This window comes from uncultured Maricaulis sp. (assembly GCF_963976135.1).
Taxonomy (GTDB): Bacteria; Pseudomonadota; Alphaproteobacteria; order Caulobacterales; family Maricaulaceae; genus Maricaulis.
Map to the genome: position 1 here is coordinate 1 of NZ_CAXBKN010000033.1, position 26,612 is coordinate 26,612.

Sequence of the window (26,612 nt, forward strand, 5' to 3'; positions counted from 1 at the left end):
CCCTGACCGGCGATCGGCCGGTTATCCGGCTGATGCCCAATCTGCCGGCCATGATCGGTCAGGGCGTCAATGGCCTGTTCGCCAATGCCCTCTGCACGCCTGCTCATCGCGAGGCCGCGGCGGCGCTGGCGAGGGCGACCGGCTCGGCCATCTGGGTCGAGGACGAAGACCAGATCGACCGCATCACCGCCGTCGCCGGCAGCGGTTCGGGCTATGTCTTCGAGATCGCCCGCAGCTATGTCGCGGCCGCCGAAGCCCTCGGTTTCGACACGGCGACGGCACGAACCCTGGTCCTCGACACCATGGCCGGTGCCATTGAGATGGCACGGCAATCCGACCAATCGCTCGAGACCCTGCGCAAGGATGTCACGAGCAAGAACGGAACGACCCAGGCCGGGCTTGAAGCCCTGATGCAGGACGGACAGCTCGACACGCTGCTCGAAAACACCACCAAAGCCGCTTACGCGCGGGCCATAGAGCTGCGATAATAGACGCCGCCTGCCCGCTCATCACCACCAGACAGACCACAAGGAAAATAATGTCCGAGACCGTGCAAGACTATGTCAATGAGCTGGGCCGCAAGGCCAGGCAAGCCGCCGGCGCTCTCGCCGGAGCCACCACTGAACAGAAGAATACCGCCCTGCGCGCCACCGCCAAGGCGCTGCGCGACACCATGCCTGCCCTGCTCGACGCCAATCGCAAGGATGTCGAAAGCGTTGCCGGCAAGGGCAAGAATGCCGCCTTCATCGACCGTCTCGTGCTGGATGAGGCCCGCATCGAGGCGATGGCCTCGGCGCTGGAACAGATCGCGGATCTGCCCGACCCGGTCGGCCGCAAGCTGGCCCGCTTCGAACGCCCCAACGGGCTCGTCGTCGAGCGCGTCTCGGTGCCGATCGGCGTCATCGCCATGGTCTATGAATCGCGCCCCAATGTCGGCGCCGATGCCGGTGCGCTCTGCCTGAAATCGGGCAATGCCATTATCCTGCGCGGCGGTTCGGAAAGCCTGAACTCAACCCGCCAGATCGTCGCCTGTCTCGCCACCGGCCTGAAAGCCGCCGGCCTGCCGGAAGAGGCGGTCCAGCTGGTCGACACCACAGATCGCGAGGCGGTGAAATTCCTGCTTCATTGCGCCGACTATGTCGATCTCGTCATCCCGCGCGGCGGCAAGGGCCTGGTCTCACTGGTCCAGCGCGAGGCGCGTGTGCCCACCCTGCTGCATCTCGACGGTAATGTGCACACCTATATCCACAGCGATGCCGATCTGGAAAAGGCGACGCGGATTGTCGTCAATGCCAAGCTGCGCCGCACCGGTGTTTGCGGCGCAACGGAAAGCCTCGTCGTCGACCGCGCCATTGCCGGAAAATTCCTGCCCGGTCTGCTGGACGCCCTGGGAGACTGCGAAGTGCGCGGCGAAGCGGAATCCATCGCCATCGATGCCCGCATCAAGCCTGCCTCCGATGAGGACTGGGATACGGAATATCTCGACGCCATCCTGTCGGTGAAACTGGTCAATGACGCGGCTGAGGCCATGACATTCATCGAGGCCCATTCCTCGCATCATACCGATGCCATCATCACGGAAGACAGCGAGACTGCCGCCGCCTTCCTGCGCACTATCGACTCTGCGGTCGTGATGCATAATGCTTCGACCCAGTTTTCCGACGGGGGCGAGTTCGGCATGGGGGCGGAGATTGGCATTGCCACCGGCAAGATGCATGCGCGCGGCCCGGTCGGGCTCGAGCAATTGACCATTTACAAATATCTCGTCCTCGGCGACGGCCAGACCCGGCCATAAGCTCCCCGGCCGCCGCCCAGACAACTCCCATTCCATGATCGTGAGCGTGACATGCAAACCGAAGCCCTGATTTCCCTCGCCCTCTATTTCATTCTGATGATGGCGATCGGCTATTACGCCTACCGAAAATCGACCAGCAATGTCGCCGAATACATGCTGGGTGGCCGACAATTGCACCCGGCCGTGGCGGCGTTGTCGGCCGGCGCGTCGGATATGAGCGGCTGGATGCTGATGGGCCTGCCCGGGGCCATCTATGTCTCGGGGATGAGCAGTGCCTGGATCGCGGTCGGCCTGCTGATCGGGGCCTATCTCAACTACAAGCTCGTGGCACCGCGCCTGCGCGCCTATACCGAGATTGCCGATGACGCGATCACCATCCCGGATTTCTTCGAGAAGCGCTTCAAGGACAAGTCACGCCTCCTGCGCGTTATCTCTTCGCTGGTCATCGTCATCTTCTTCACCCTCTACACCTCGGCCGGTGTCGTGGCTGGCGGCAAGCTGTTCGAGGCCTCTTTCGGGCTGAGTTATGAGCTCGGGCTTTTCCTCACCGCCGGCGTCGTCGTCGCCTACACATTGTTTGGCGGCTTCCTCGCCGTCTCCCTGACCGATTTCGTCCAGGGCTGCATCATGTTCGTCGCCCTGGTCACCGTACCGGTCGTCACCTTCATGGTTCTCGGCGGCACCGATCCGATCCTGACCGAACTCAATACGATCGACCCGACCCTGTTGCAGATGACGACCGGCGTCACTGTTCTTGGCGTGATTTCCAGCATGGCCTGGGGCCTGGGTTATTTCGGACAACCGCATATCATCGTCCGCTTCATGGCGATCGCGACGCTGAAGGAAGTCCGTGCTGCGCGCCTGATCGGCATGAGCTGGATGCTCGTGACCCTGATCGGCGCCGTCGCAACCGGCATTCTCGGCCTCGCCTATGCCACCTTGACAAACACGCAGCCGACTGATCCGGAAACCATCTTCATCCTGCTGTCGCAGGTCCTGTTCCACCCGCTGGTCGGCGGCTTCCTGCTCGCCGCCATCCTGGCCGCGATCATGAGCACGATCTCCTCGCAGCTGCTGGTCTCCTCCAGCTCGCTGACCGAGGATTTCTACAAGCATTTCGTGCGCAAGGGTGCCAGCCAGACGGAACTCGTCCTGGTCGGCCGCATCTCGGTCCTGGTGGTGTCGCTGGTGGCGATTGCGCTGGCCTTCGACCGGTCCAGCACCATCCTGTCGCTGGTCTCCAATGCCTGGGCCGGTTTTGGCGCCGCCTTCGGTCCGCTGATCCTGCTGAGCCTGTTCTGGCGCGGCATGACCCGCAATGCGGCCCTGGCCGGCATGGTCACCGGTGCCGCGACCGTGCTGATCTGGATCTATGCTCCGTTCCAGATCAACGGAATGCACCCGTCCGATGTGATGTATGAAATGGTGCCGGGCTTTGCCCTCAGCCTGATCGTCACCCTGATTGTCGGCTTCATGACCCGCACGGCCACCAGCGCGCTGACCGAAGATTTCGACACCATGAAGGAAGCCATGCGCACCGGCGTCATCGCGCCGAAATAGCGTCAGGCTGCAGAACTGAAATCACGGCCGGCGGGACAAACCCGCCGGCCGTTTTCATGTTCAGTTGAAGTTTTCGCCGGCCTCGGCCCTGTTTTCCAGCAGCGAAGAGATCGTGAAATCCGGCCCCAGCGCTTCGGCATGGCGGCGCAGGCCGTCGAGCACGGTTTTCAACCCGACCGTATCGGCCCAGAACATCGGCCCGCCGGTAAAGGCCGGCCAGCCATAGCCATTGAGCCAGACGATATCGATATCGGAAGCGCGCTGGGCTATGCCCTCCTCGAGGATTTTCGCGCCCTCATTGATCATCGGATAGAGCAGGCGTTCACGGATTTCATCGCCCGAGAATTTGCGCTGCGGCAGTCCGCTCTTCGCGGCAAACTCCGCAATGATCGCCTCGGTCTCCGGAGAAGGCGAGCCGCGGCGGTTGTCGTCGTAATCGTAAAACCCGCTGCCAGTTTTCTGGCCGCGGCGGCCGCGCTCGCACAAGACTTCGCGAATGGTCGAGCTTGATGAGGTCTCCGCCGTCCAGCCCAGGTCCAGACCGGCAAGGTCGGCCATCTGGAACGGGCCCATCGGGAAGCCGAATTCGGTCAGGGCAGCATCGACCTCCCAGGGGCTGGCGCCTTCGAGCAGGAGTTTTTGCGCCTCACGCTGGCGCGGGCTGAGCATGCGATTGCCGATAAAGCCGGGACAGACACCGGAAACGACCGCGATCTTGCCGATTTTCTTGGCCAGCGCCATCACCGTCTTGAGCACCGACGGCGAGGTCCTGGCGCCGCGCACCACCTCGAGCAGGCGCATGATATTGGCCGGCGAGAAGAAATGCAGCCCGACCACGGCCTCGGGCCGTTTCGTCTCGGCGGCCATCTCGTCGATATCGAGATAGCTGGTATTGGAGGCCAGGATCGCGCCGGGTTTGACGATGGCATCAAGGCGGCGGAACACATCCTTCTTGATCTCCATCAGCTCGAACACGGCCTCGATCACCAGATCGCAATCGGCGAGATCCTCATAGGCCAGAGTCGGGGTCAGCAGCGCCATCGCAGCTTCGACCTGTTCGGCCGTCATGCGGCCCCGCGCGGCGGAGCGCTCGTAATTCTTGCGGATGGTGGCGACACCGCGATCCAGTGCCGCCTGCTCGCGCTCGACCAGGATGACCGGCAGGCCGGCAGAGAGGAAATTCATCGCAATGCCGCCGCCCATCGTGCCGGCGCCGAGAATCCCGACCCGGGCGATCGGGATGAGGGGCGTGTCGGCGGGGATGCCATCGATCTTGCCGGCCTGGCGTTCGGCGAAAAAGAGATGTCGCATCGCCCTGGATTGCGTGCCTGACACCAGCTTCATGAAGAGTTCGCGTTCGCGCTTGATGCCCTGCTCGAATGGCAGATCGACCGCGGCCCGGACCGCTTCGATACAGGCTTTCGGCGCGTCGAACCCTTTGAGACGGCGGGCATTTTCCGCAATGAACTTGTCGAAGACCTGCGGATGATTGGCCGCTTCAGCGATCCGGTCGGTGCGCAGGCTTGAGACCGGATGGCCGGCGGCCCTTGCCACCTCAGCGGCGAATTCAAGCGCCTCATCAGCGAGCGAGCCCGTCTGCACGACCCGGTCGAGCAGGCCGATTTCGAGCGCCTTCGACGCTGTCACCGCTTCGCCTGTGACGATCATGGTGAGCGCGTCGGCAATGCCGGCCACGCGCGGCAGGCGTTGCGTCCCGCCCGCGCCGGGCAGAAGGCCGAGCTTCACTTCCGGAAGCCCCAGTTTCGCTGAACCCACGGCGATCCGGTAATGGCAGCCCAGCGCCACTTCGAGACCGCCGCCCAGCGCCGTCCCGTGAATCGCGGCGATAACCGGTTTGGGGCATTGCTCGATCGCATCGACCAGGTCGGGCAGCGACGGCCCGACCGGTGGTTTGCCAAATTCGGTAATATCGGCGCCGGCGAAGAAAGTGCGGCCGTCACAACGAATGATCACCGCCTTGATGGCGGCTTCGCCGGCGGCGTGCGCGATCGCCTCGGCGAGACCGGCGCGCACGGCCTGTCCGAGCGCATTCACCGGCGGATTATTCGAGACGATGACAAGGATATCGCCGATCCGCTGTGTGGTAATCACCGACATGTTCTGCTCCCGTCAAGTCTCGTTGAAATCACGTCACTTCAGCCGCATCGCGCGATCATGGCCCTATCGCCCCGCCCTCGGCAAGCGGCCCGACCTGCCGCCTGCGGTGACGCTCCGGCTAAACTCTGGTAAGTCGATGATATGGATGCCAGACCTGATCCCGGCGATGACGCCACCACACAGCGCTTTCAGCAAAAGCGCGACCGCATCCTCGATGCCGCGGCGCAGCTGATCAACCGGCATGGCGTCAAGGGCATGACCTTTGTCGATGTCGCCGAACTGGTGGGGCTGAACACCACCAGCGTCACCTATTATTTCAAGCGCAAGGAATTGCTGGCGGCGGCCGTCCTCGACCGTTCGATCGACCGGCTCGAAGGCCTGATCAGCGACGCCGCCGCCCAGCCGACGCCGCGGGCTCGCGTTGCGCGATACGTCCAGGCGCATTTCGAGCTGCACGCCCGCATCCAGCTCAACCGCGAACGTCCCTATACCGTCCTTTCGGATATCCGGGCGCTGGGCGAGCCCTTTCGCACCCAATTGACGGCCCGTTATGTCGGCGCCTTCCGCCAGCTCCGCGAGTTTTTCGCGCCGCCGCTGACCGCCCGCGACAAGATATTGCGTACCATTCGGGCGCATGTCCTGGTGCAGAACATGTTCTGGCTTCCCGGCTGGCTGGCGCTGTATTCCGTCGATGATTATCCGCGGCTCAGCCGCCGCATGATCGAAATCCTCGAACACGGCATCACACCGTCCGGGGCCGCCTGGACCCCGCAACTGCTCGACATTTCGGCGCCGGCCCGGACCGTCGACACCGAGGGCATGCCGGAGAATTTCGCGCGCGCCGCCACCTGCCTGATCAATGAGAAGGGCTATCGCGGCGCCTCGGTCGAACAGATCGCCTCGGAGCTGAATGTCACCAAGGGCAGTTTCTACCACCATCTGGAAGCCAAGGACGAGCTGGTGCTGGAATGCTTCCGGCGCAGTCACGAGCGGATTGAGCTGGTCCAGCGCGCCGCCATCGAGGCGGAGGGCAGCCAGCGCGACCGGCTGGCATCGGCGATCGCCACCCTGCTCGATGTCCAGCTCTGCAGTGATTTTCCGCTTTTGCGCACAACGGCCCTGCAGGTCCTGCCAAGCGAATGGCGCACCGACATGCTGGAACGCTCGACCCGCCTGGCCCGGCGTTTCGCCGGCATGATGATAGACGGCATTTCTGAAGGTTCAGTGCGCGCCCTCGACCCGCTGATCGCCAGCCAGGTCGTGATGGGAATGCTCAATGCGGCCTATGACCTGCGCGGCTGGATCGCGCCGCTGCCGGCACCGGCAGCGATCAGCCTGTATGGCTCGACCGTCGCTCACGGCCTGTTCGCCGATCCGGTCGACCTCGCCATCGATTGAGCCCGCCCTAGCTGCGGCGCTGCCGGATCAGGCCTTCCTGCGCCGTGCTGGCAATGAGGCGGCCATCGCGGCTGAAGATCTTGCCACGGTTGAAACCACGTCCGCCGCCGGCCCACGGGCTGTCGGTGACGTAGAGCATCCACTCATCGGCGCGCACATCATCATGCAGCCACAGGGCATGATCGAGACTGGCCGATTGCATGTTGGGACTGATCCAGCTGACCCCGTGCGGCTGCATGCTGGTGCTCAGCAGAGCCATGTCGGAGGCATAGGTCATGATCGCCCGGTGCATCACCTGGTCGCCGGCGATCGGGGCGACGGCCCGCATCCAGATCTGGCGCACAGGCTCGCTCTTCTGCGGATGCAGCAATGACCAGGGCCTCACGGCCCGCATCTCGATCGGGCGCGGCCGCGTCATCGCCTTCACAAAGGCTTCCGGCAGTTCGGCGCTCTCGCGCTGAATGAGTTCGGCATCGCTGAGCAGATCTTCCGGCTGCGGAACATCGGGCATTTCCGCCTGATGACTGAATCCGTCTTCGGGGATCTGGAAGGAGGCCGCCAGATTGAGGATGGGCTTGCCCTTCTGCATCGCAATAACGCGCCGCGTGGAGAAGCTGCGCCCGTCGAAATCACGTTCGACACGGCAGATGATCGGCAAGTTCTCATCGCCCGGCCGCATGAAATAGGCGTGCAGCGAATGCACGATCCGGTCAGGTTCGACCGACCCGGTGGCCGACATCAGCGCCTGGGCAATCACCTGGCCACCAAATACCCGGCCCTGACCGCCCGGATTGCGCAGCCCGCGATACAGGTCGGTGTCGAGCTCCTCGACCGAGAGCAGGCGCTCCAGCCCTTCGATCAGCTCGGCGGGCGTCTTGCGGGTCGCGGGCGTGTCACTTGCGGGCATGGCCAGGTCCTTCTTGTCGGCTCGATCAGGCCGGGGGCAGAAATTCGCGGTCAAAACGCCGGGCGTCAACGCCTATTGTGCAGCGCAACAAAAACGCATGAATCAGAGGACAACCTGTTTCATCGATACTGAGATGTCAGCCAGCCCCTCCAGATCGACCGGGCTTCCGGCCGCAATCAGCTTGCGGCCAAACATGAATTCCGGCGGCGCATTGACCGCTTCGACGGCACGGACGTGATTGCCCTTCAGGTGAAACACCGCGAATTTGCCGGTGGCGGGGTCGCCGCGCACAATCTGGCTGGTCGCGTCGAGGGGCAGGCCGGCGAGCTGGATTTTCAGGTCATACTGGTCCGACCAGAACCAGGGCACTTCCGGCGCCGGTACCGGGGTCCCGGTCAGCACATGCGCCACACAACGCGCCTGTTCCAGCGCATTGGGCACACTCTCGAGCCGGAATTGCGTGTTGTAGAGGTCGAGCGGCCGATAGGCGACATCGCCGATCGCGAAGATCGCAGGATCACTGGTGCGCGCTTCATAGTCGACGACAATGCCATTGCCGCAGGCGAGCCCCGCCTCGCGGGCCAGTTCGTCATTGGGCACCACGCCGGCACCGACCAGAACCAGATCGCCGGGGATGACGCGGCCATCGGTCAGCTCGACGGCGGTCACAGCCGCCTCGCCCGCAAAACCCCTGGCCGCCGCATTGAAGATGAATTCGACGCCGTGTGCGGCGTGATAATTTTCCAGGAAGGCCGACATCGTCTCGCAGGCAACGCGGGCGACACTGCGCGCCTCGCGCTCGACCAGAATCGCCTTCAGACCGGCCTTGCGGGCCGAAGCCGCGACTTCCAGACCGATATAGCCGGCACCGATCAGCACGATGGTCTTGTCCGGAAGCATCGCCGCCTTGAGCGCTTCCGCATCGGCCAGGGTGCGAAGCGCCTGCACGCCGTCCAGATCCTCGCCGGGCAGGCCGAGCTGCCGCGGGCGGGCGCCGGTGGCGATGATCAGGGCGTCATAGGGCAGGGTTTCGCCGCTCGTCAGAGCGATGGTGTGCCCGGCCCGGTCAATACTGGCGACCCGGGTGCCGAGCCGCAGATCGACCTGATTCTCGCCATACCATTCGAGCGGCCGCAGGATGACGTGATCAAGCGAGCTGGTGCCCGCCAGCCAGGCCTTGGACAGGGGCGGGCGCTGATAGGGCACGACCGGCTCTTCGCCAACCAGGGTGATCGCCCCGGCAAACCCGTCCTGACGCAAATGCGCAGCCACGGTTCCGCCGGCATGGCCGGCGCCGATGATGACGATGTTCTGCGGCGCATGGGCGGGCTGGGTCATGATCGGGAGACTTTCTGCAAGGCGTTGGCGGGTCGCGCCGATCAGACCGCATGAAGACACAGGCGGGCAAGCGGGAAATCAGGCAGATGCCGTCTTTTCCCGCGCGCCACACCGGTTGCGATCACATTCAGTCCTTCAGGCCGAACTTGCGCAAGACAATACTGGGCGGGCAGAAGCCGGTGAAACTGGACTGCACCAGATTGAAGCCGACAAAGATGGCCAGCGCGATCCAGTAGGGATGCACCCAGATCGACAGGGCGATGGAGATCAGGACCATGCTGCCCGCAAGCAGCCGGACGGCACTATTGATTGTCATGATGTATGTCCTTCTGTGACCGGCTCGGCATCAGGCGCGTCGCCGGATTGGGGGGAATAGGGTTGGTCGGGATCCTTGAAAACGACATAGATGGCCGGGATCACCAGGACCGTCAGAAGGGTCGAGGAGGCCAGGCCGAACAGAAGCGAGATCGCCAGGCCCTGGAAGATCGGATCGCCCAGGATCACCACGGCACCGATCATCGCCGCGATCGCGGTCAGCATGATCGGTTTGAAGCGGATCGCGCCGGCGCGCAGCAGGGTCTCCCGCAGCGGCTCGCCGGCCTCGGCGCCATGGCGGATGAAGTCGACCAGCAGGATGGAATTGCGCACGATAATCCCGGCCAGGGCGATGAAACCGATCATCGAGGTCGCGGTGAAGGCAGCACCGAACATCCAGTGACCGAACATGATGCCGATGAAGGTCAGCGGCACCGGTGTGAGGATGATCAGCGGCACCCGGAAGGAGCCGAACTGGGCCACCACCAGCACATAGACACCCAGCAGGGCGACCATGAAGGCGGCACCCATATCGCGGAAGGTGACATAGGTGATCTCCCACTCGCCATCCCAGAGCAGGGTCGGCTCGGCATCGCTGGCCGGCTGGCCGTGCAGGCGGATCACCGGCTGCGGTACAGCCTCGGTCCAGGGCCGGTCGTCGAGCGCTTCGGCCACGGCCCCCATGCCGTAGATCGGCGCTTCATAAGCGCCGGCCAGTTCGCCCATCACCATTTCGGCATAACGGCCATCGCGGCGATAGATCGGGTAGGAGCCCGGCTCTTCAGTCACCGAAACCACATCGCCGAGTTCGACGATACCGCGCGCACCGGGAAGCCCGTTGGCAGGCACGGGCGTCGAAGCCAGACGTTCATTCCACGTGCGCTCGCCGCGCGGCAAGGCAACGGAAATGTCGATCGGATTGCGGCCCTCGCCGCGATGGGAATAACCCACCGGCATGCCGCCAATCAGGGCCTGGATAGTGTCATAGACATCGCTCTGCTGGACCTGGAAGAATTCGAGGCTGTCCTGGTCGATCGCGATACGCAGGCGCGGCCGCGGCACACCGAAACTGTCGTCGATATCGACGATATAGGGCACGGAGGCAAAGGCCGCGCGGACCTCGGTCGCCACGGCCCGGCGGGTCTCGGCATCGGGGCCGTAGATCTCGGCCAGAAGCGTCGCCATCACCGGCGGTCCCGGCGGGATTTCGGCGACACGGACGACCGTGCCCTCGGGCATGTCGAGACCGTCGAGCAGATGCCGCGCTTCCAGGGCGATTTCGTGCGATGAACGCTCGCGATGGTGTTTCGGCACCAGATTGACCTGGAGATCGCCCAGTTCCGGCCGGTTTCTCAGATAATAGTGACGCACCAGACCGTTGAAATTGAACGGGGCCGAAGTGCCGCTATAGAGCTGGATCGAGGTCGCTTCCGGCAGGGCTGCCAGACGATCAGCCGCCTCGCTCAGCACGCGTTCGGTGCGCTCCAGCGTTGCGCCCTCGGGCAGATCAATCACGACCTGGAATTCAGACTTGTTGTCGAAGGGCAGGAGCTTGACCGTCACCGTGCGGGTGAAGAAGAGCGACATCGAGCCGAGGGTGAAAACCCCGACCACGAGCAATACCGTCCAGGCACTGGTACGGCTGGCGATCACCGGCCCGGCGACGCGGCGATAGAGCCGGCCGAGCGCGCCTTCGCTCTCATGAGCATGGGCCTCGGCATCACCCGGCTTGTCGGGCTTGCCGCCGGCAATGACTTTCATCAGCCAGGGCGTCAGCACCATGGCGACGAAGAAGGAGAAGATCATCGCGGCCGAGGCATTGACCGGGATCGGCGCCATATAAGGGCCCATCAGGCCGGACACGAACAGCATGGGCAGAAGCGCCGCGACCACGGTCAGCGTGGCGACAATGGTCGGATTGCCGACTTCGGCGACAGCCTCGATCGCGGCCTGGACTCGGGATCGCCCGTCGCGCATCGCCCAGTGGCGGGCAATATTCTCGATCACGACAATGGCGTCATCGACCAGAATCCCGATCGAGAAGATCAGAGCGAATAGCGAGACACGATTGATGGTGTAACCCATCAGATTGGAAGCAAACAGGGTCAGCAAAATGGTCGTCGGAATGACGACGAAGACCACAACACCCTCACGCCAGCCGATCACGAAAGTGACCAGCAACACAATGGAGACGGTCGCGAGGGCGAGGTGGAAGAGAAGCTCATTGGCCTTCTCGTTGGCGGTCTCGCCGTAATTGCGGGTGATGGTGACCTCGATCCCCTCGGGGATCAGAGTGCCTTCCAGCGATTCAATCCGCTCGATGATGTGTTCGGAGACGACAACGGCATTCGCGCCCTCACGCTTGGCAATCGCCAGGGTGACGGCGGGCAGGCGGTTCCATTCGCTTTCGCCTTCCTCGCGATTGAGCATCCAGGCCCGCGCATCGGTCGGCATCGATCCGACCACCACGGTCGCGACATCGCGGACATAGACCGGGCGGCCATCGCGCGAGGTGACCAGCAAGAGACCGATATCGGGAATACCCTGCAGCGTCTGGCCGGCGGTGACCGACCAGGTCTGGTCAGTGGCAGTAAGATCGCCGACCGGGAAGGAACGATTGGCCTCGGCGATACGGCCGGCCAATTGTTGCAGCGTGATCCCGTATTGCGAGAGGCGCTCCGGATCGGGCTCGATGCGGATCTGGTCGGCACGGCCGCCGACGATATAGGTCAGGCCGACATCCTCGACCGAGAGCAGGGCGGCACGCAATTCCTCGACGATATTGTAGAGCGCATTGTCGTCCCAATGCCCGGCCTCATCAGCGCGGGGGGACAGGGTCAGCGAGACAATCGCGACATCATCAATGCCGCGGCCGACGACGAGCGGTTCGGGAATGCCGTGCGGGATGCGGTCCATATTGGCGCGAATGCGCTCATGCACACGCAGGATGGCGGCATCGGGATCCGTGCCGACATCGAAGCGTGCCGTCACCATCACCTGGTCATCACTGGTCTGGGAATAGACATGCTCAACCCCATCGATCGAGCGGATGATCGCCTCGAGCGGTTCGGTCACCAGTTCGACGCCATCGGCGGCGCGCAGACCATCGGTCTGGATCATGACATCGACCATCGGCACGGATATCTGCGGCTCTTCCTCGCGCGGAATTACCATCAGGGCCAGCAGACCCACGGCCAGCGAGGCCAGCAGGATGAGCGGCGTCAGTGGCGATCGGATGAAGGCCTTGGTGAGGTGTCCGGAAAGCCCCAGTTTCATGGCTGCACCAGCAGGTCACCGGCGGCGAGGCCACCCAGAATTTCCACGCCGTCGGCACTGTCGAGACCGCGCTGGACGACGATATCGGAATGACTGCCATCGGCATGTTGCAGGCGGGCATAATCGACACCGTAACGGTTCGCCAGGTAGCGGGCGGGCACCAGGATGGCGGCGCGCTCGTCCACCGCGACATAGACCCGGACACGTTCGCCGACGAAATAGCTGCCCAGACCTTCGACCACTGCATCAGCGATCACGCGGCCATCCTCGACCTGCGGGTAGACCTGGCGGATATAGCCCGAGGGCGAGACATCGCCGGTGAGATCCGAGACATCGACCATCACCGCATCGCCTTCGCGAATGCTGCGCGCATGCCGCTCGGGCAAGCGCAGCCGCAGGAGATAGAGTTCCGAGGCGATCATCGCCACGGCCTCGCCGGGCAGGACAACGCTTCCGGAAGTGACGGGCACTTGCAGCACGCGGCCCGAGGCCGGTGCCAGCACATCACCCTGACGGGATTGCTGCACCAGAACATTGCGGTTCTGGCGCGCGGCCGCGAGCTGGCCTTCCAGCACGCTGACCCCGGTGCGCGCCTCGTCGAGGCGGGCTTGCGGGAAAATACCACGGTCAAACAGGTCCTGGGCCCGGGTCAGATCGATCCGCGCCTGGGCCAGTTGCGATTCCAGTGCCGAGACCTCGCCATTGGCGGCGCCGATCTGTGGCGCGATCCGGTCATCAACCACGACGGCGAGAATATCACCGGCTGCGACGGCATGGCCCTCATCCACCCGCAATTCGCCGATCGTGCCGCCGATCCGCGCGCGGGCGCTGACGACGTCGACACTTTCGACGGTGGCGAAAACCGCCTTGCGGTCAACGATCTGCTGCTCGGTCACCCGATAGGTCCCGCCCGTCTGGGCGAACGCGGTTGCAGGCAGGGTCAGGGTGGCAAGGGCCAGCGGGAGAATGAGTCCGGTCAATCGCATTTGGGGCCTCAAACAGCTTGTGGGTCGAAAATAGTGCCGGTCGCCGGGTCGATGGCGATGGTCGCCAGCCCGGCCTGTTTCCACGACATCAGCCCGCCGCGCACATGCGTGGTGATGGGGACGCCTGCGGCCTCGCAACGCGCCACCGCATCGGCGGAGCGCTTGCCGGAGCCGCAATGAAAGATCACCTCGCGGGTCTTGTCGATGGGCAGGGCCGCCGGATCAAATGTGGAAAGCGGAAACAGCAGGGCACCGTGAATGCGCTCGGACGCATATTCGCGCGGCTCACGCACATCGATCAGGATGGCTTCATTCGACTGCACCGCCTCAAGGGCGGTCTTTGGGTCCAGCTCACGCAGGCTCATCGTGTATCTCCCATCAGAACGAAAACATAATTGACATCTAATTTAGTCAAAGATATTTTAGTGTCAACTAATGTTTGGAAACGCCATGAACACTCAGCCGCCAAAGACCCCGCCCGGACGTGCCGGCGACGCCCATTTCGCCGAGCTGCAGCACCAGGCCGGCGATGCTGCCGCCTTCCTCAAGCAATTGGCGAATGAAAAGCGGCTTTTGATACTCTGCCGGCTGGCGCTGGGCGAGGCGACGGTGACGGAATTGTGCGAAATGGCGGATTTGTCGCAGTCGGCAATGTCGCAACATCTCGCCAAAATGCGCAGCGAAGGTCTGGTGGCCGGCCGCAAATCCGGCCTGCAGGTTCACTACTCGATCGCGGACGAGCGTTGTCACGGCATTCTGAAACATCTCAAGGAAGATTTCTGCATCGCCGCCGACGGCCTGACCGGCTGATCCGGCGACACCCTCAAAACCGAAGGAGCGAGACATGGCACATATTGTTGTACTGGGCGCCGGACTTGGCGGCGTACCGATGGCACTGGAAGCCCGCAAGCACGCCCGCAAGAGCGACACCATCACCGTCATCAGCGACAGCGCGACCTTCCACTTCACCCCCTCCAATCCCTGGGTCGCCGTCGACTGGCGCAAGCCCGACCAGATCAAGGTCGAGCTGGAGCCGATGTTTGCCAAGAAAAAGATCAACTTCATCCATTCCGCCGCGACCAAGTTGCGGCCGGAAGACAATGCGATCGAACTCGCCAATGGCGACACCGTCACCTACGATTATCTCGCCATCTGCACCGGCCCCGAGCTGGCCTTCGACGAGATCGAGGGGCTCGGCCCGCACAATGGCTTCACCCAGTCCGTCTGCCATGTCGATCACGCCGAGGCCGCGAAACCTGTCTGGGACGAATTCGTCAAGGACCCCGGCCCGGTGATTGTCGGTGCCGTGCAGGGCGCATCCTGTTTCGGGCCGGCCTATGAATTCGCCATGATCCTGGAAACCGATCTGCGCCGCCGCAAGATCCGCGACCAGGTGCCGATGACCTTCGTCACCTCCGAACCCTATATCGGCCATCTCGGCCTCGATGGCGTGGGTGACACCAAGGGCCTGCTGGAAAGCGAAATGCGCAACCGGCACATCAAATGGATCACCAGTGCCCGCGTCACCAAGGTCGAGGACGGGTTGATGCATGTCGAACAGGTCGCCGAAGACGGCACCGTCGCGAAAACACACGAACTGCCGTTCAAATATTCGATGATGCTGCCGCCCTTCCGCGGCATCCCGACGCTTCGCGGCATTGAGGGTCTGGTCAATCCGCGCGGCTTCGTCATCGTCGACAAGTCGCAGCGCAATCCGACCTTCCCCAATATCTACGGCATTGGCGTCTGCATCGCGATCCCGCCGGTCGGCAATTACGCCGTCCCGGTCGGGGTACCCAAGACGGGCTTCATGATCGAATCCATGGTCGTCGCGGCGGCCCGCAATATGCGCGCCGTGCTGGATGGCAAGGAGCCGGTCAATGAGGCGACCTGGAATGCGGTCTGTATTGCCGATTTCGGCGATGGCGGCGTCGCCTTTGTCGCCATGCCGCAAATTCCGCCACGCAATGTCAATTGGGCCGCGGAGGGCAAATGGGTCCACATGGCCAAGGAAGCCTTCGAGAGCTATTTCATGGGCAAGATCCGCAGCGGCACCGGCGAACCCTTCTATGAGAAGGCCGCCTTTGACATGCTGGGCATCCACAAGGTCAAACCGAAAACCCCGGCGCAATAGGTGCCGCGGCGCATGTGAGATTTCAGTGACAATGGCGCAAAACTGGCGATCGGGCTTGTGAGCGGATTTCGGTCCGCTAAGCTGGCCTGATCGCGGTTTTGCCCCGGAGGCCGCGCAATCAGGATGCGCTGCCATGAAATTCTTCATCGATACCGCCGAGATCGCCGAAATCCGCGAACTGGCCGAGACCGGGCTCGTCGATGGCATCACAACCAACCCGTCACTGATCAAGCAGTCGGGCCGCGATTTCATTGAGGTCGTCACCGAAATCTGCGCCTTGATTCCGGGCCCGGTTTCGGCCGAAGTAATTGCAACCGACACGGCCGGCATGCTGACCGAGGGCCGCCGCCTGGCCGGCATCGCCAGCAATATCACCGTCAAACTGCCGATCACCTGGGACGGGCTGAAAGCCTGCCGCGCCCTGACCGATGAGGGCATCGCCACCAATCTGACGCTTTGCTTCTCGGCCAATCAGGCGCTGCTGGCGGCCAAGGCCGGCGCAAGCTTCGTTTCGCCCTTCATCGGCCGGCTCGATGACCTCCAGGTCGACGGCATGGAGCTGATCCACAATATCCGCACGATTTACGACAATTACGGCTTCGAGACCGAAATCCTTGCCGCCTCGATCCGCTCGGCCGCCCATGTCGAGGCCTGCGCCCTGGCCGGCGCCGATGTCGCGACCATCCCGCCGAAAGTCCTCAAATCCCTGTCGCAGCACATGCTGACCGACAAGGGCCTGGCCAGTTTCCTCGCCGACTGGGACGCCACCGGCCAGAAGATCTGACCACGGGCAGGCTCTGCTGCAGCGCAATATAAAATGTGCATAACCGGACCGGTCATGTTAAGGGGGCGCTGACGCGTCACCCGAAAATCGGACCAGTCGGCCGAGTCAGCAAGCTGACGACATGAGGCATGATCTGGAGCAAACACGCGCCCGGATTGGAAATAGACCTTATGTCACTGAATACCCGCATTGCGCCGGCATTGGCCCGCGCGCTTGAAAAGAAGGGTTTTGCCACCCTCACCGAAGTCCAGGAATCGGTGCTCGCACCGGAAGCCGATGGCGCCGACCTTCTGGTCTCGGCCCAGACCGGCTCCGGCAAGACCGCCGCTTTCGGCATGGCGATCGCCCCGACCCTGCTCGGCGAAAATGAGCGCTTCGAACGCGGTGCCGAACCGATGGCCCTTGTCGTCGCCCCGACCCGCGAACTCGCCCTTCAGGTCCAGCGCGAACTGGTCTGGCTCTATGCCGAGACCGGCGCCCGCGTCGTCACCTGTGTCGGCGGCATGGATGCCCGCACCGAACGCCGCGCGCTGGAATCCGGCTGTCATATCGTCGTCGGCACACCCGGCCGTCTGCGCGACCATATCGAACGCGGCGCGCTCGACCTGTCATCCCTGCGCGCTGTCGTGCTCGACGAAGCCGATGAAATGCTCGATTTCGGCTTCCGCGAAGATCTCGAATATATTCTCGACGCAGCCCCGGCGAGCCGCCGCACCCTGATGTTCTCGGCCACCGTTCCGCGCTCGATCGCCGACATGGCCAAGCGCTATCAACGCAATGCCGTGCGCATTTCCACCGTCTCGGAACGCGCCCAGCACAGCGATATCGAATACAAGGCGCTCTCGGTTGCGCCGAGCGATCGTGAACACGCCATCATCAATGTCCTGCGCTTCTATGACGCCCCCAGCGCCATCGTCTTCTGCGCCACGCGCGAAGCCGTCAACCGGCTCTCCAGCCGGTTCGGGAATCGCGGCTTTGCCGTCGTCGCCCTGTCGGGTGAGCTGAGCCAGAAGGACCGCACCTCGGCCCTGCAGGCGATGCGCGATGGCCGTGCCCGCGTCTGTGTCGCCACCGACGTTGCCGCACGCGGTATCGACCTGCCCGGCCTGGAACTGGTGATCCATGCCGATCTGCCGACCAATAGCGACACGCTGCTGCACCGCTCCGGCCGTACCGGCCGGGCTGGCCAGAAAGGCACATGCGTCCTGATCGTGCCTCACACCCGCCGCGGCCGTGCCCAGCGCCTGCTGCGCGATGGCAAGATCCAGGCGGAATGGGGCAATGCGCCAAGCCTTGAGGACATTACCGCGAAAGACCGCGAACGGGTCATGTCCGATCCTGCCCTGAGCGAGACCTATGACGAGGATGCCCTCGCCATGGCGCAGGAACTGCTCGGCCGTTATTCCGCAGAACAGATCGCCGCGGCCTTCCTCAATCGCCGTCAGGCCGACATGCCCTCAGCCGAGGAATTGATCGATAATCCGGGCAGCAATTATTCCAATGACAGCCAGGGCGCGCCGGAAAAGCGCCGGGAGCCGTTCGGCGACAGCGTCTGGTACCGCCTCACCGCCGGGCGTAAGCATCGCGCCGAACCGCGCTGGATCCTGCCGCTGATCTGCCGTCTCGGCCATATCACCAAGCGCGAAATCGGGGCGATCCAGATCGGCGAAGAGGAGAGCCGTTTCGAGATCCTGGCCTCGGAGTCCGATCGCTTCATGGAAGCGGTGCAGAAAGCCGGCGGCGGCGAGAAATCGATCCGCATCACCCGCGATGAGGGCGGTGCCGACGCGCCGCTCGACCGTCCGCGCGCACCGCGCCAGCCGGCCGCCTATACCGGCCGCCCAAAACCGGCGCGTGATGGCGAGAGCGGTGGCGATTTCACGCCGCGGCCCAAACCCTATGCCGGCAAGTTGGACAAGCCCTATCAGGGCAAGTCGCGTGATGATGCCGCCTTCACCGCACCCTATGCACCGAAGGCCAAACCGCGCGCCAGCGACGGCGACAAGCCCTACACACCCAAGCCCCGCAAGGCCGATGGTGACAAGCCTTTCGCCCCGAAGGGCAAGCCACGGGCGGCCGAGGGCGGTGCGCCGTTCAAACCTCGCAGCAAACCCTTCAGTGCAGACCGCAAGCCCGGCGCCAAAGCCGGCACGCCGCGTCCGAGCAAGCCCTGGGACCCGGCGGTCGTCGCCTCGGCCCCGGTCAAGCGCCGCTCGCCCACCGAGAGCCCGGCTCCGGGCGGTCCTGATCACGCCCTGAAGAAGACCAAAAAGAAGGCCAAGCCGTCCGAGGACTAGGCGATCCGGATTTGCGGGCGATGGCGGCAAGCCGCCATCGCCCCGCCAGACCTAGTCCTCATCGGCCGGTTTGAGCTCATCAGTCCTGGACAATTCCGGAAACAGCTTGAACCAGCTCGCAGCCGTGACCAGCGCCAGAATTCCGCCCATCAGGACAGCCCCAATCGGGCCGAGAAAGCGCGCGGCTACGCCGGATTCAAACTCGCCCAGCTCGTTCGAGGCCGAAATGAACATGAACTCGACCGAGGAGACCCGGCCGCGCATGCTTTGCGGCGTCGAGAGCTGGATGATGGACTGGCGGATATAGACCGAGATCATGTCGGCGGCGCCGGTAATCGCCAGCATGGCCATTGACAGGATGATCAGGGTGGAAAGCGCAAACCCGATCATCGCGACGCCGTACACCGCAATTGCGCCCAGCATCCAGCCGCCGACATGCCGCGTCAGCGGCCGGGTCGCCAGCATGAAGGCGACGATGGCCGCACCGATGGCCGGCGCGGTCCGCAACAGGCCCAGCCCGACGGTATCGGTGTGAAGAATATCGCGCGCGAAGACCGGCAATAGCGCCGTCACGCCGCCAAACAGAACCACAATCAGATCCAGCGAGATCGCACCCAGCACGATTCGGTTATTGCGCACATAGCGCAGGCCTTCGACGATCAGGGCGCGGCCATTGACGCCGCGGACATGTTCGTGCTGCGGCGTGTGCGCCGTCGCGATGGCATAAATCGAGATCACGGTCAGGACGAAACCGGTGACATAGACCGTGGCCGGACCGGCAATATAGAGCAGGCCGGCGATCGCCGGGCCGAGGATCGCCGCACCCTGGAAGCCCAGTGAATTCCAGGCGATGGCCTGACGCAATTCATCCCGCGGAATCAGGCGCGCAAACAGCGCACTGGCGGCTGCTGGCGAAAACGCGTGCATCACCCCCATGGCCAGCGAAGTCAGATAGATCATCCACAAGGCCGTCGGGCCCGCAAAAAACGGACTCGCCGCAAGCACCAGCATGCACAGGCCGCGGCCGATATTGCTGACCACCAGGATCATCTTGCGGTCGAGCCTGTCGGCGGCCTGCCCGCCAACCAGCGAAAGCAGCAGGACCGGGGCAAATTGCGCCAGCCCGACCAGACCCAGCATCAGGGCCGATTCCTCGACCGAACGGGTCTCGCGCGCAATGTCATAAACCTGCCAGCCGATTGCCACCGCCATCATCTGGCGGGCGGCGGAATTGGCCTGCCGCATGATCCAGTAACGCAGGAAGGCATCATGCCGGAAGACGGCAATGGATGGCAGCAACACGACACAATCCCCCCGGAAATCGAGGCCGCGACGCGTCGCGCGACAGCCGATATGGTGAGCCATACACACAGCCGCCGTGAAGCGAAAACCGAAACTGGCCCTTCGCTGCAATGCCTGACAGACCGCGCCGCCCATCACAATCACGCCAGCGGCGCATCTGCGCATTCGCGCACCCTCGCGCTTCGCGCTAGACTGCGACCACACGCCGCTTCGCCACAGGGCGTTTTTTGATGTTTATCAAGCTGGAAAGTTTGCTGCGACAGGGGTTTTTGTGGACGGTTCGATGACAGACGCTACCGCTACCGCCGCAGGTCAACGCCCGCTGATCGATCATTTCGGGCGGCACATCACCTATCTGCGCCTGTCAGTGACGGACCGGTGTGATCTGCGCTGCGTCTATTGCATGAAGGCGCGGCCGGATTTTCTGCCAAAATCGGAATTGCTCACCCTGGAGGAATTGACCCAGCTGAGCGATGCCTTCATCCGCCGCGGCGTAACGAAGATCCGCGTCACGGGCGGTGAGCCGCTGGTGCGGCGCGATGTGATGACATTGATCGAAAACCTGGGCGCCCGCCTCGGAACGGCCGGACCGGGCGCGACCGGACTGGAAGAGATCTGCCTGACCACCAATGCGACCCAGCTGCCGCGCTTCGCCAGGGATCTCGTCGCGGCCGGCGTCAAGCGGATCAATGTCTCGCTCGACACGCTCGACGAAGCGACATTCGCGCGCCTGACCCGCGGTGGCCGGATTGCCGATACACTGGCCGGGATTGATGCGGCCGATGCCGCCGGGCTCAAGATCAAGATCAACACCGTCGCCCTGAAGGACGACAACGAACATTCCCTGCGCGAGCTGATCGCCTGGGCCCATGGCCGCGGCTTTGATCTGACCCTGATCGAGATCATGCCGCTGGGCGAGGTCGATGCGGCGCGCTCGGATCAATTCCTGTCCCTGGCCCAGGTCAAGGCCGATCTGGAACAGGGCTGGACCCTGACCCCGCTGACCGACAATACCGGCGGCCCGGCGCGCTATCACCGCGTCGAGGAGACCGGCGGCCGGCTTGGCCTGATCACGCCGCTGACGGAGAATTTCTGCGCCGGCTGCAACCGGGTCCGCCTGACCTGTACCGGCCAGCTCTATATGTGCCTGGGGCGCAATGGCCGGCTCGATCTGCGTGCCGCCCTGCGCGAGGGCGGCATCGATGCCGTCGATGCCCTGCTCGACGAGGCGATGGCGCTGAAACCGCAGGCGCATGATTTTGACGTTTCCGCCGGGGCCGAGGCCGCAGTTGGCCGCACCATGGCCCATACCGGAGGCTGATCCATGGCCCTGACAATCCGCTATTTCGCCGCCCTGCGTGACGCGATGGGCACCGCCGAACAGGTCGTCGACCATATGCCGGGCATTCATGGCGGCGGCCTCGCCGAATGGCTGATCGCCCGCGATCCGGCGGCCGAGGCGCTCGCCCATCCATCGGTGCGCCTGATCATCAATGACGAGATCGCGCCGCGCAGCCAGCCGCTCCAGGATGGCGACACCATCGCCTTCTGCCCGCCCTTTTCAGGGGGCTAGACGGTGGCGGTGGTGGTCAAGGTGCAGACGGACAGCTTCGATGCCGGCGATCTGCTCAATGCGCTGACCGGCCAGGATTCCAGCTGCGGCGCTGTCGCCAGCTTTATCGGCCAGGTGCGTGGCGGCGATGATCTGGTCGCGCTGGAACTGGAACATTATCCCGGCGTCACCGAGCAGGCGCTCGGCCGCATCGCCGATGAGGCCGTGCGGCGCTGGTCGCTGGGCGAGGCTGTGATCATTCACCGGGTCGGCAGGATGGCAGTCGGCGAGCCGATTGTCTTCGTCGGTGCCTCTGCACCACACCGCCGCGCCGCCCTTGAGGCGACCAGTTTCATGATCGATATTCTCAAGACCCAGGCGCCGTTCTGGAAACGCGAACACACCATCAGCGGCTCGCACTGGGTCGAACCACGCCCCGGCGATGATGAAGCCGCATCGGCCTGGCTGACCGGCGAGAAGGAAAGCACAGCATGAGCGCCATTCCAGACATGATCGGCTTTGCCGTGATGACCGTTTCCGACAGCCGCGACGCCAAGACCGACAAGACCGGCCCCTGGCTGCGCGAGCAGATCGCCGCCGAAGGCCATGCCGTCATCGACCATGCCATCGTCGCCGATGATATCGGCGCCATTCAGAACCGGCTGCAGGCCTGGATCGCCGACCCCGCCATCCATGCCGTCATCGCCACGGGCGGCACCGGCCTGACCGGCCGCGATGTCACGCCTGAGGCCTTCAAACCGCTCTATGACAAGGAGATGGACGGGTTTTCCGCCGTCTATCACCAGGTCAGCTTCCGCTCGGTCGGCGTCTCCACCATCCAGTCGCGCGCCACGGCCGGGATTGCCGGCGGCACCTATCTCTTCGCCATTCCCGGCTCGATGGGCGGCTGCAAGGATGTCTGGAATCATATTCTCAAGGACGAATTCGACCGCACCCACCGGCCGTGCAATCTGGTCGACCTCATTCCCCGCCTGACGGAGCGCTGATGATGAGCGCCAAACTCACGCACCAGGATGATGATGGCCGCATCCGCATGGTCGATGTCGGCGGCAAGGACGAAACCACCCGCCGCGCCGTCGCGACCGGCCGCATCACCATGAGCCAGACCGCCTATCAGGCCATCCGCGACGGCCAGGGCCCCAAGGGCGATGCGCTGAAGACGGCGGAACTGGCCGGCATCATGGCGGCCAAGAAAACCTCCGACCTGATCCCGCTCTGCCACCCGCTGCCGATCACCCAGGCCAAGATCGCGATCAGCGCCAGCGGCGAGATATCGGGCTTCATGATCCGCGCCGAAGTCTCGACGCGCGGCCGGACCGGGGTCGAGATGGAGGCGCTGACGGCAGTGTCTGTCACGGCGCTGACGATTTACGACATGGCCAAGGCGCTCGATAAGTCGATGCGGATTTCCGACATCGTGCTGGAAGAGAAGACGGGCGGAAAGTCAGGGGATTATCGCCGCGATGACTGACATCATGATTTCCGTCGAGGCCGCCCGCGCCCGTATCACAGCGGCGCTGCTGCCACTGGAGGCCGAGCCCTGCACGCTGATCGAGGCCCCCGGCCGCACCCTCGCCGAACCTGTCATCGCGACACTGACCCAGCCGCCCTTCGCGGCTTCGGCAATGGATGGCTATGCGGTGCATTCTCGCGATCTTGGCGACACCCCCAAACGTCTGGCGCTACAGGGCGAGTCAGCCGCGGGGCATGGCTTCGACCTGGCATTGAAGCCCGGCCATGCCATCCGCATCTCGACCGGCGCACCGATGCCGCAGGGGGCCGACCAGGTGGTGATGCAGGAGCGCGCCGTCCGCGATGGCAATCATATCACCCTCGATGACACGCCGCGCCCGGCCTCGAATGTTCGCGGCGCCGGGATTGATTTCAATGCCGGTGATATCCTGCTGCCGTCCGGCAGTTTGCTTAGCCCCGACGCAGTCGCCCTCGCCGCCGGTGCCGGCCTGAAAGAGCTTGCCGTCCATCGCCGTCCGCGCGTCGGCATTCTCTCCACCGGCGACGAGCTGGTCGAGCCGGGCCAGACGCCGGGGCCACACCAGATCATCAATTCCATCGCCTGGGGGCTGGACGCCCTGGTGCGCCAATGGGGCGGCGAGCCGGTCTATCTGGGCATTGCGCGAGACAGCAAGGCCGATGTCCGCGCCAAGCTGGAGGCGACGCAGGGGCTCGATCTGGTCGTGACGATAGGCGGCGCCTCGGTCGGTGATCATGATCATCTGCGCCAGGTCTTCAACGCCCTGGGCGGGCAGCTGGAATTCGGCAAGATCGCCGTCAAGCCGGGCAAGCCGAGCTGGTTCGGACGGCTGGGCGAGACCGCTTTCCTGGGCCTGCCGGGCAATCCGGTCTCATCGCTGGTGATGGCACGGCTGCTGTTGCAGCCGGCGCTGGCCATCCTGTGCGGCCGCCCGGAATCGCTGGAATTTGCCACCGTCATTCTCGGCGAGGATCTGCCGGCCAATGGCATGCGTGAGAATTTCATCCGCGCCCGCATCGACCGCCAGACCGGCCGCGTTCACCCGCATGGCAACCAGGATTCCTCGGCCCTCTCGGCGCTGGTGCATTCGAACGCACTGATCCGGCGCGAAGTCGAAGCGCCGGCCGCCCGGGCCGGCGAGATGACGCAAATCCTGCCGCTCTGACCAGCCCGGCTCAGACCAGAGAAATCCCCGGCTGACCGGCCTCGATCCGTCCGATCACGGCCGCGGCCTGATGGCCGTGGCGGGCAAACAGCGCCAGCACTTCATCGGCACGCTCCGGCGTGCAGGAGACCAGAAGACCGCCACTGGTCTGCGGATCGCAGAGCAGATCGCGCTCGGCATCGGGCCAGCCCTCCGGCGCCGTCACGAAATCGCCGACCGAGGCCCAGACCCGCACCGATGCGCCCGTGCGCACACCCTCCTGCGCCAACCGCCGCGCCCCGGCAAAGACCGGCACCGCCTCGCGTGTCAGCACGGCAGCGACGCCGCTGCCCTCGCACATCTCGCGCAAATGCCCGAGCAGGCCGAAACCGGTGACATCGGTGACGGCATGCACACCGTCGACATTGGCCAGCTCTGTGCCGGGCCTGTTGAGCAATGTGGTCGAGGCGATCATCTCGGCCTGGTCTTCCGGCGTGATGATTCCGCGCTTCATCGCGGCGCTATAGATGCCGATCCCCAATGGCTTGCCGAGGATCAGCACATCGCCCGGCCTGGCACCGGCATTGGTGAGCATGCGGTCGGGATGCACAATCCCCAGCGCCACCAGACCATAGAAGGGTTCGGCCGCATCGATCGAATGCCCGCCGGCAATCGGCGCGCCTGCGGCTTCGGCGACCGAGCGGCCGCCATTGAGAATGGTGCGGATCGTTTCCAGCGGCAGTTTGCCAACCGGCATGCCGACAATGGCCAGGCAGAAGATCGGCCGCGCGCCCATGGCGTATATATCCGACAGCGCATTGGTCGCGGCGATGCGGCCGAAATCAAACGGGTCGTCGACGATCGGCGTGAAGAAATCCGTGGTCGCGACAATCGCCAGATCATCGCCCAGCCGATAGACCGCCGCATCATCGCGCGTCGAGGCATCGACGATCAGTTCGGCCGGCATGGCCAGGCCCGGCGTGCGCTCGATAATCTGGTTGAGAACCGATGGATCGAGCTTGCAGCCGCAACCGCCGCCGTGCGCCAGACTTGTCAGCAGGGGCGGCGTCGTGAGATCGGTCATGGGAATTCCTGGCAAATGGCATGACATGTCGCCATGTCCGGTGGGATTGATCGAGTGGAGTATACTGCCCCCATGCCCGATTATGCGATGCTCGATGACACGGATACCGCCAGCCTGGCCGGCTACGACCTGATCGTCGATGTCCGCTCGCCGGGGGAATATGCCGAGGACCACCTGCCCGGCGCCATCAATCTGCCGGTGCTGAACGATGATGAGCGCGTGCGCGTCGGCACTGTTTACAAACAGGTCTCCACCTTCGATGCCCGCCGCGAGGGCGCGGCGCTGGTGACCCGCAATATCGGCCATCACCTCGAAACGGCGCTGGCCGGCCTGCCGCGCAAGTCGAAAATCCTGCTCTATTGCTGGCGCGGCGGTATGCGCTCGCGCTCGATGGCGCTGGTCCTGTCGGCGGTGGGCTGGAAGATTTCCCTGCTGCGCGGCGGCTATCGCACCTGGCGCCGTGATGTCGTGGCACAGCTGGAGCACTCAGAGGCGCCCCTGCCCTTCATCCTGGTCGACGGCCAGACGGGCACCGCCAAGACTGCCATATTGCTCGAACTGGCCGCCCGCGGCGCCCAGATCCTCGATCTGGAGGGCCTGGCCGTGCATCGCGGCTCGGCGTTTGGCGATTTTGCTGCCACGCCGCAACCAAGCCAGAAACGGTTCGAGACCCTGATCTGGCAGGAATTGCGGGCGATGGACCTGTCACGGCCGGTCTATGTCGAGGCCGAGTCCAACATGGTCGGCCGGCGGCAATTGCCCGCCCGGATCTGGGCTGCGATGAAGGCCGCACCGCGCATCGCCATCTCGGCACCGGTGCCGGCGCGCGCGCAATATCTGGTCGAGGCCTATCCCGACCTGGTCTCGGACACCATCAAGCTCAACGCCGCCCTCGACCAGCTCGCCAGCCGCCACGCCAAAACGCGGATCGCGCAATGGCGTGCGCTGCATGCCGCCGGCGATTTCCGCGAGCTCGCCGGCCAGCTGATCACCGCCCATTACGACGCCGCCTATAATCGCGCCCGCGCGCATCACGGCGAGGATCCGGTTCTCACCCTGCGTAGCGAGACACTCGAAGCGGCCGCGATTGGCGAACTGGCCGGCGCCAT

Annotated in this window: 24 protein-coding genes; 15 read left to right on the plus strand and 9 right to left on the minus strand. The window is 64.2% G+C overall.

Translation table 11 applies throughout. From position 1 onward, the window contains the following. The 3 genes from AAC023_RS06330 to putP all read left to right on the plus strand — a co-directional run. On the plus strand, positions 1-488 hold a 488-nt coding region (locus AAC023_RS06330), incomplete at its 5' end, for a pyrroline-5-carboxylate reductase dimerization domain-containing protein (RefSeq protein ID WP_339739281.1). 20 nt (positions 489-508) lie between these two features. Then, positions 509-1,795 (plus strand): glutamate-5-semialdehyde dehydrogenase, encoded by a 1,287-nt coding sequence (locus AAC023_RS06335; RefSeq protein ID WP_339739327.1) that lies wholly within the window; start codon positions 509-511, stop codon positions 1,793-1,795. Positions 1,796-1,846: 51 nt separating this feature from the next. After that, positions 1,847-3,355: a sodium/proline symporter PutP gene (gene putP / locus AAC023_RS06340; RefSeq protein WP_339739283.1), complete on the plus strand. Its 1,509-nt coding sequence runs from the start codon at positions 1,847-1,849 to the stop codon at positions 3,353-3,355. A gap of 60 nt (positions 3,356-3,415) precedes the next feature. Here putP and AAC023_RS06345 read toward each other — a convergent pair whose 3' ends face one another. Beyond that, complete coding sequence (locus AAC023_RS06345) at positions 3,416-5,473, minus strand: 3-hydroxyacyl-CoA dehydrogenase NAD-binding domain-containing protein (protein ID WP_339739285.1); 2,058 nt, start codon at positions 5,471-5,473, stop codon at positions 3,416-3,418. A 141-nt stretch (positions 5,474-5,614) separates the two neighbouring features. On the opposite strand from AAC023_RS06345, the gene AAC023_RS06350 reads away from it, so the two are divergent. Next, positions 5,615-6,871, plus strand: a complete 1,257-nt coding sequence (locus AAC023_RS06350; RefSeq protein ID WP_339739287.1) for a TetR/AcrR family transcriptional regulator — start codon at positions 5,615-5,617, stop codon at positions 6,869-6,871. Positions 6,872-6,878: 7 nt separating this feature from the next. Here AAC023_RS06350 and AAC023_RS06355 read toward each other — a convergent pair whose 3' ends face one another. The 6 genes from AAC023_RS06355 to AAC023_RS06380 form a co-directional block, all read right to left on the minus strand. Continuing rightward, the gene (locus tag AAC023_RS06355) at positions 6,879-7,778 is read right to left on the minus strand and encodes an acyl-CoA thioesterase II (RefSeq protein ID WP_339739289.1); all 900 of its coding nucleotides are present in this window, start codon (positions 7,776-7,778) and stop codon (positions 6,879-6,881) included. A 102-nt stretch (positions 7,779-7,880) separates the two neighbouring features. After that, positions 7,881-9,116, minus strand: a complete 1,236-nt coding sequence (locus AAC023_RS06360; RefSeq protein ID WP_339739291.1) for an FAD-dependent oxidoreductase — start codon at positions 9,114-9,116, stop codon at positions 7,881-7,883. 127 nt (positions 9,117-9,243) lie between these two features. Beyond that, the gene (locus AAC023_RS06365; RefSeq protein WP_339739293.1) at positions 9,244-9,432 is read right to left on the minus strand and encodes a DUF2892 domain-containing protein; all 189 of its coding nucleotides are present in this window, start codon (positions 9,430-9,432) and stop codon (positions 9,244-9,246) included. Then, positions 9,429-12,707 (minus strand): efflux RND transporter permease subunit, encoded by a 3,279-nt coding sequence (locus AAC023_RS06370; RefSeq protein ID WP_339739295.1) that lies wholly within the window; start codon positions 12,705-12,707, stop codon positions 9,429-9,431. Before AAC023_RS06370 ends, AAC023_RS06365 begins: the two co-directional genes overlap by 4 nt. Then, positions 12,704-13,693 (minus strand): efflux RND transporter periplasmic adaptor subunit, encoded by a 990-nt coding sequence (locus tag AAC023_RS06375; protein WP_339739297.1) that lies wholly within the window; start codon positions 13,691-13,693, stop codon positions 12,704-12,706. Before AAC023_RS06375 ends, AAC023_RS06370 begins: the two co-directional genes overlap by 4 nt. Before the next feature lie 8 nt (positions 13,694-13,701). Then, complete coding sequence (locus AAC023_RS06380) at positions 13,702-14,058, minus strand: rhodanese-like domain-containing protein (RefSeq protein ID WP_339739299.1); 357 nt, start codon at positions 14,056-14,058, stop codon at positions 13,702-13,704. Positions 14,059-14,143: 85 nt separating this feature from the next. Between AAC023_RS06380 and AAC023_RS06385 the strand changes: the two genes are divergently transcribed. From AAC023_RS06385 to AAC023_RS06400, 4 genes are all read left to right on the plus strand, one after another. Next, positions 14,144-14,503, plus strand: coding sequence for a metalloregulator ArsR/SmtB family transcription factor (locus AAC023_RS06385; protein ID WP_339739301.1), 360 nt, complete (start codon positions 14,144-14,146; stop codon positions 14,501-14,503). Between the two features lie 34 nt (positions 14,504-14,537). Then, positions 14,538-15,827, plus strand: a complete 1,290-nt coding sequence (locus AAC023_RS06390) for an FAD-dependent oxidoreductase (protein WP_339739303.1) — start codon at positions 14,538-14,540, stop codon at positions 15,825-15,827. A gap of 133 nt (positions 15,828-15,960) precedes the next feature. Further along, positions 15,961-16,611 (plus strand): fructose-6-phosphate aldolase, encoded by a 651-nt coding sequence (fsa, locus tag AAC023_RS06395; RefSeq protein ID WP_339739305.1) that lies wholly within the window; start codon positions 15,961-15,963, stop codon positions 16,609-16,611. 170 nt (positions 16,612-16,781) lie between these two features. Further along, positions 16,782-18,908 (plus strand): DEAD/DEAH box helicase, encoded by a 2,127-nt coding sequence (locus tag AAC023_RS06400; RefSeq protein ID WP_339739307.1) that lies wholly within the window; start codon positions 16,782-16,784, stop codon positions 18,906-18,908. A gap of 51 nt (positions 18,909-18,959) precedes the next feature. Here the strand turns inward: AAC023_RS06400 and AAC023_RS06405 are convergent, their stop codons facing one another. After that, the gene (locus AAC023_RS06405; RefSeq protein ID WP_339739309.1) at positions 18,960-20,210 is read right to left on the minus strand and encodes an MFS transporter; all 1,251 of its coding nucleotides are present in this window, start codon (positions 20,208-20,210) and stop codon (positions 18,960-18,962) included. Positions 20,211-20,493: 283 nt separating this feature from the next. Between AAC023_RS06405 and moaA the strand changes: the two genes are divergently transcribed. From moaA to glp, 6 genes are read left to right on the plus strand one after another with little or no spacing between them, the layout of a single operon-like run. After that, positions 20,494-21,531, plus strand: a complete 1,038-nt coding sequence (gene moaA / locus AAC023_RS06410; RefSeq protein WP_339739311.1) for a GTP 3',8-cyclase MoaA — start codon at positions 20,494-20,496, stop codon at positions 21,529-21,531. 3 nt (positions 21,532-21,534) lie between these two features. Further along, entirely contained in the window at positions 21,535-21,783 is a 249-nt protein-coding gene (locus AAC023_RS06415) for a MoaD/ThiS family protein (RefSeq protein WP_339739313.1), read from the plus strand. A 3-nt stretch (positions 21,784-21,786) separates the two neighbouring features. Beyond that, positions 21,787-22,257, plus strand: coding sequence for a molybdenum cofactor biosynthesis protein MoaE (locus AAC023_RS06420; protein WP_339739315.1), 471 nt, complete (start codon positions 21,787-21,789; stop codon positions 22,255-22,257). Next, positions 22,254-22,769, plus strand: a complete 516-nt coding sequence (locus AAC023_RS06425) for a molybdenum cofactor synthesis domain-containing protein (RefSeq protein ID WP_339739317.1) — start codon at positions 22,254-22,256, stop codon at positions 22,767-22,769. The genes AAC023_RS06420 and AAC023_RS06425 overlap by 4 nt, the downstream gene beginning before the upstream one ends. A gap of 2 nt (positions 22,770-22,771) precedes the next feature. Then, positions 22,772-23,254, plus strand: a complete 483-nt coding sequence (gene moaC, locus AAC023_RS06430) for a cyclic pyranopterin monophosphate synthase MoaC (RefSeq protein WP_339739319.1) — start codon at positions 22,772-22,774, stop codon at positions 23,252-23,254. Further along, entirely contained in the window at positions 23,247-24,440 is a 1,194-nt protein-coding gene (gene glp, locus AAC023_RS06435; RefSeq protein ID WP_339739321.1) for a gephyrin-like molybdotransferase Glp, read from the plus strand. The genes moaC and glp overlap by 8 nt, the downstream gene beginning before the upstream one ends. Before the next feature lie 10 nt (positions 24,441-24,450). Here the strand turns inward: glp and selD are convergent, their stop codons facing one another. Beyond that, entirely contained in the window at positions 24,451-25,503 is a 1,053-nt protein-coding gene (gene selD / locus AAC023_RS06440; RefSeq protein WP_339739323.1) for a selenide, water dikinase SelD, read from the minus strand. Between the two features lie 54 nt (positions 25,504-25,557). Here selD and mnmH point away from each other — a divergent pair. Further along, positions 25,558-26,612 (plus strand): tRNA 2-selenouridine(34) synthase MnmH (gene mnmH, locus AAC023_RS06445; RefSeq protein ID WP_339739325.1); only part of this gene is annotated, 1,055 nt, incomplete at its 3' end.

What these genes read in the sequence shown, in the direction of transcription:
- AAC023_RS06425 (WP_339739317.1), top strand. Translation starts at nt 22,254, where the DNA reads ATGAGCGCCATTCCAGACATGATCGGCTTTGCCGTGATGACCGTTTCC.
- AAC023_RS06345 (WP_339739285.1), bottom strand. Translation starts at nt 5,473, where the DNA reads ATGTCGGTGATTACCACACAGCGGATCGGCGATATCCTTGTCATCGTC.
- AAC023_RS06390 (WP_339739303.1), top strand. Translation starts at nt 14,538, where the DNA reads ATGGCACATATTGTTGTACTGGGCGCCGGACTTGGCGGCGTACCGATG.
- AAC023_RS06355 (WP_339739289.1), bottom strand. Translation starts at nt 7,778, where the DNA reads ATGCCCGCAAGTGACACGCCCGCGACCCGCAAGACGCCCGCCGAGCTG.
- AAC023_RS06380 (WP_339739299.1), bottom strand. Translation starts at nt 14,058, where the DNA reads ATGAGCCTGCGTGAGCTGGACCCAAAGACCGCCCTTGAGGCGGTGCAG.
- AAC023_RS06365 (WP_339739293.1), bottom strand. Translation starts at nt 9,432, where the DNA reads ATGACAATCAATAGTGCCGTCCGGCTGCTTGCGGGCAGCATGGTCCTG.
- moaA (WP_339739311.1), top strand. Translation starts at nt 20,494, where the DNA reads ATGACAGACGCTACCGCTACCGCCGCAGGTCAACGCCCGCTGATCGAT.
- AAC023_RS06385 (WP_339739301.1), top strand. Translation starts at nt 14,144, where the DNA reads ATGAACACTCAGCCGCCAAAGACCCCGCCCGGACGTGCCGGCGACGCC.
- AAC023_RS06375 (WP_339739297.1), bottom strand. Translation starts at nt 13,693, where the DNA reads ATGCGATTGACCGGACTCATTCTCCCGCTGGCCCTTGCCACCCTGACC.
- glp (WP_339739321.1), top strand. Translation starts at nt 23,247, where the DNA reads ATGACTGACATCATGATTTCCGTCGAGGCCGCCCGCGCCCGTATCACA.
- AAC023_RS06415 (WP_339739313.1), top strand. Translation starts at nt 21,535, where the DNA reads ATGGCCCTGACAATCCGCTATTTCGCCGCCCTGCGTGACGCGATGGGC.
- AAC023_RS06350 (WP_339739287.1), top strand. Translation starts at nt 5,615, where the DNA reads ATGGATGCCAGACCTGATCCCGGCGATGACGCCACCACACAGCGCTTT.
- AAC023_RS06400 (WP_339739307.1), top strand. Translation starts at nt 16,782, where the DNA reads ATGTCACTGAATACCCGCATTGCGCCGGCATTGGCCCGCGCGCTTGAA.
- moaC (WP_339739319.1), top strand. Translation starts at nt 22,772, where the DNA reads ATGAGCGCCAAACTCACGCACCAGGATGATGATGGCCGCATCCGCATG.
- putP (WP_339739283.1), top strand. Translation starts at nt 1,847, where the DNA reads ATGCAAACCGAAGCCCTGATTTCCCTCGCCCTCTATTTCATTCTGATG.
- AAC023_RS06360 (WP_339739291.1), bottom strand. Translation starts at nt 9,116, where the DNA reads ATGACCCAGCCCGCCCATGCGCCGCAGAACATCGTCATCATCGGCGCC.
- AAC023_RS06370 (WP_339739295.1), bottom strand. Translation starts at nt 12,707, where the DNA reads ATGAAACTGGGGCTTTCCGGACACCTCACCAAGGCCTTCATCCGATCG.
- selD (WP_339739323.1), bottom strand. Translation starts at nt 25,503, where the DNA reads ATGACCGATCTCACGACGCCGCCCCTGCTGACAAGTCTGGCGCACGGC.
- fsa (WP_339739305.1), top strand. Translation starts at nt 15,961, where the DNA reads ATGAAATTCTTCATCGATACCGCCGAGATCGCCGAAATCCGCGAACTG.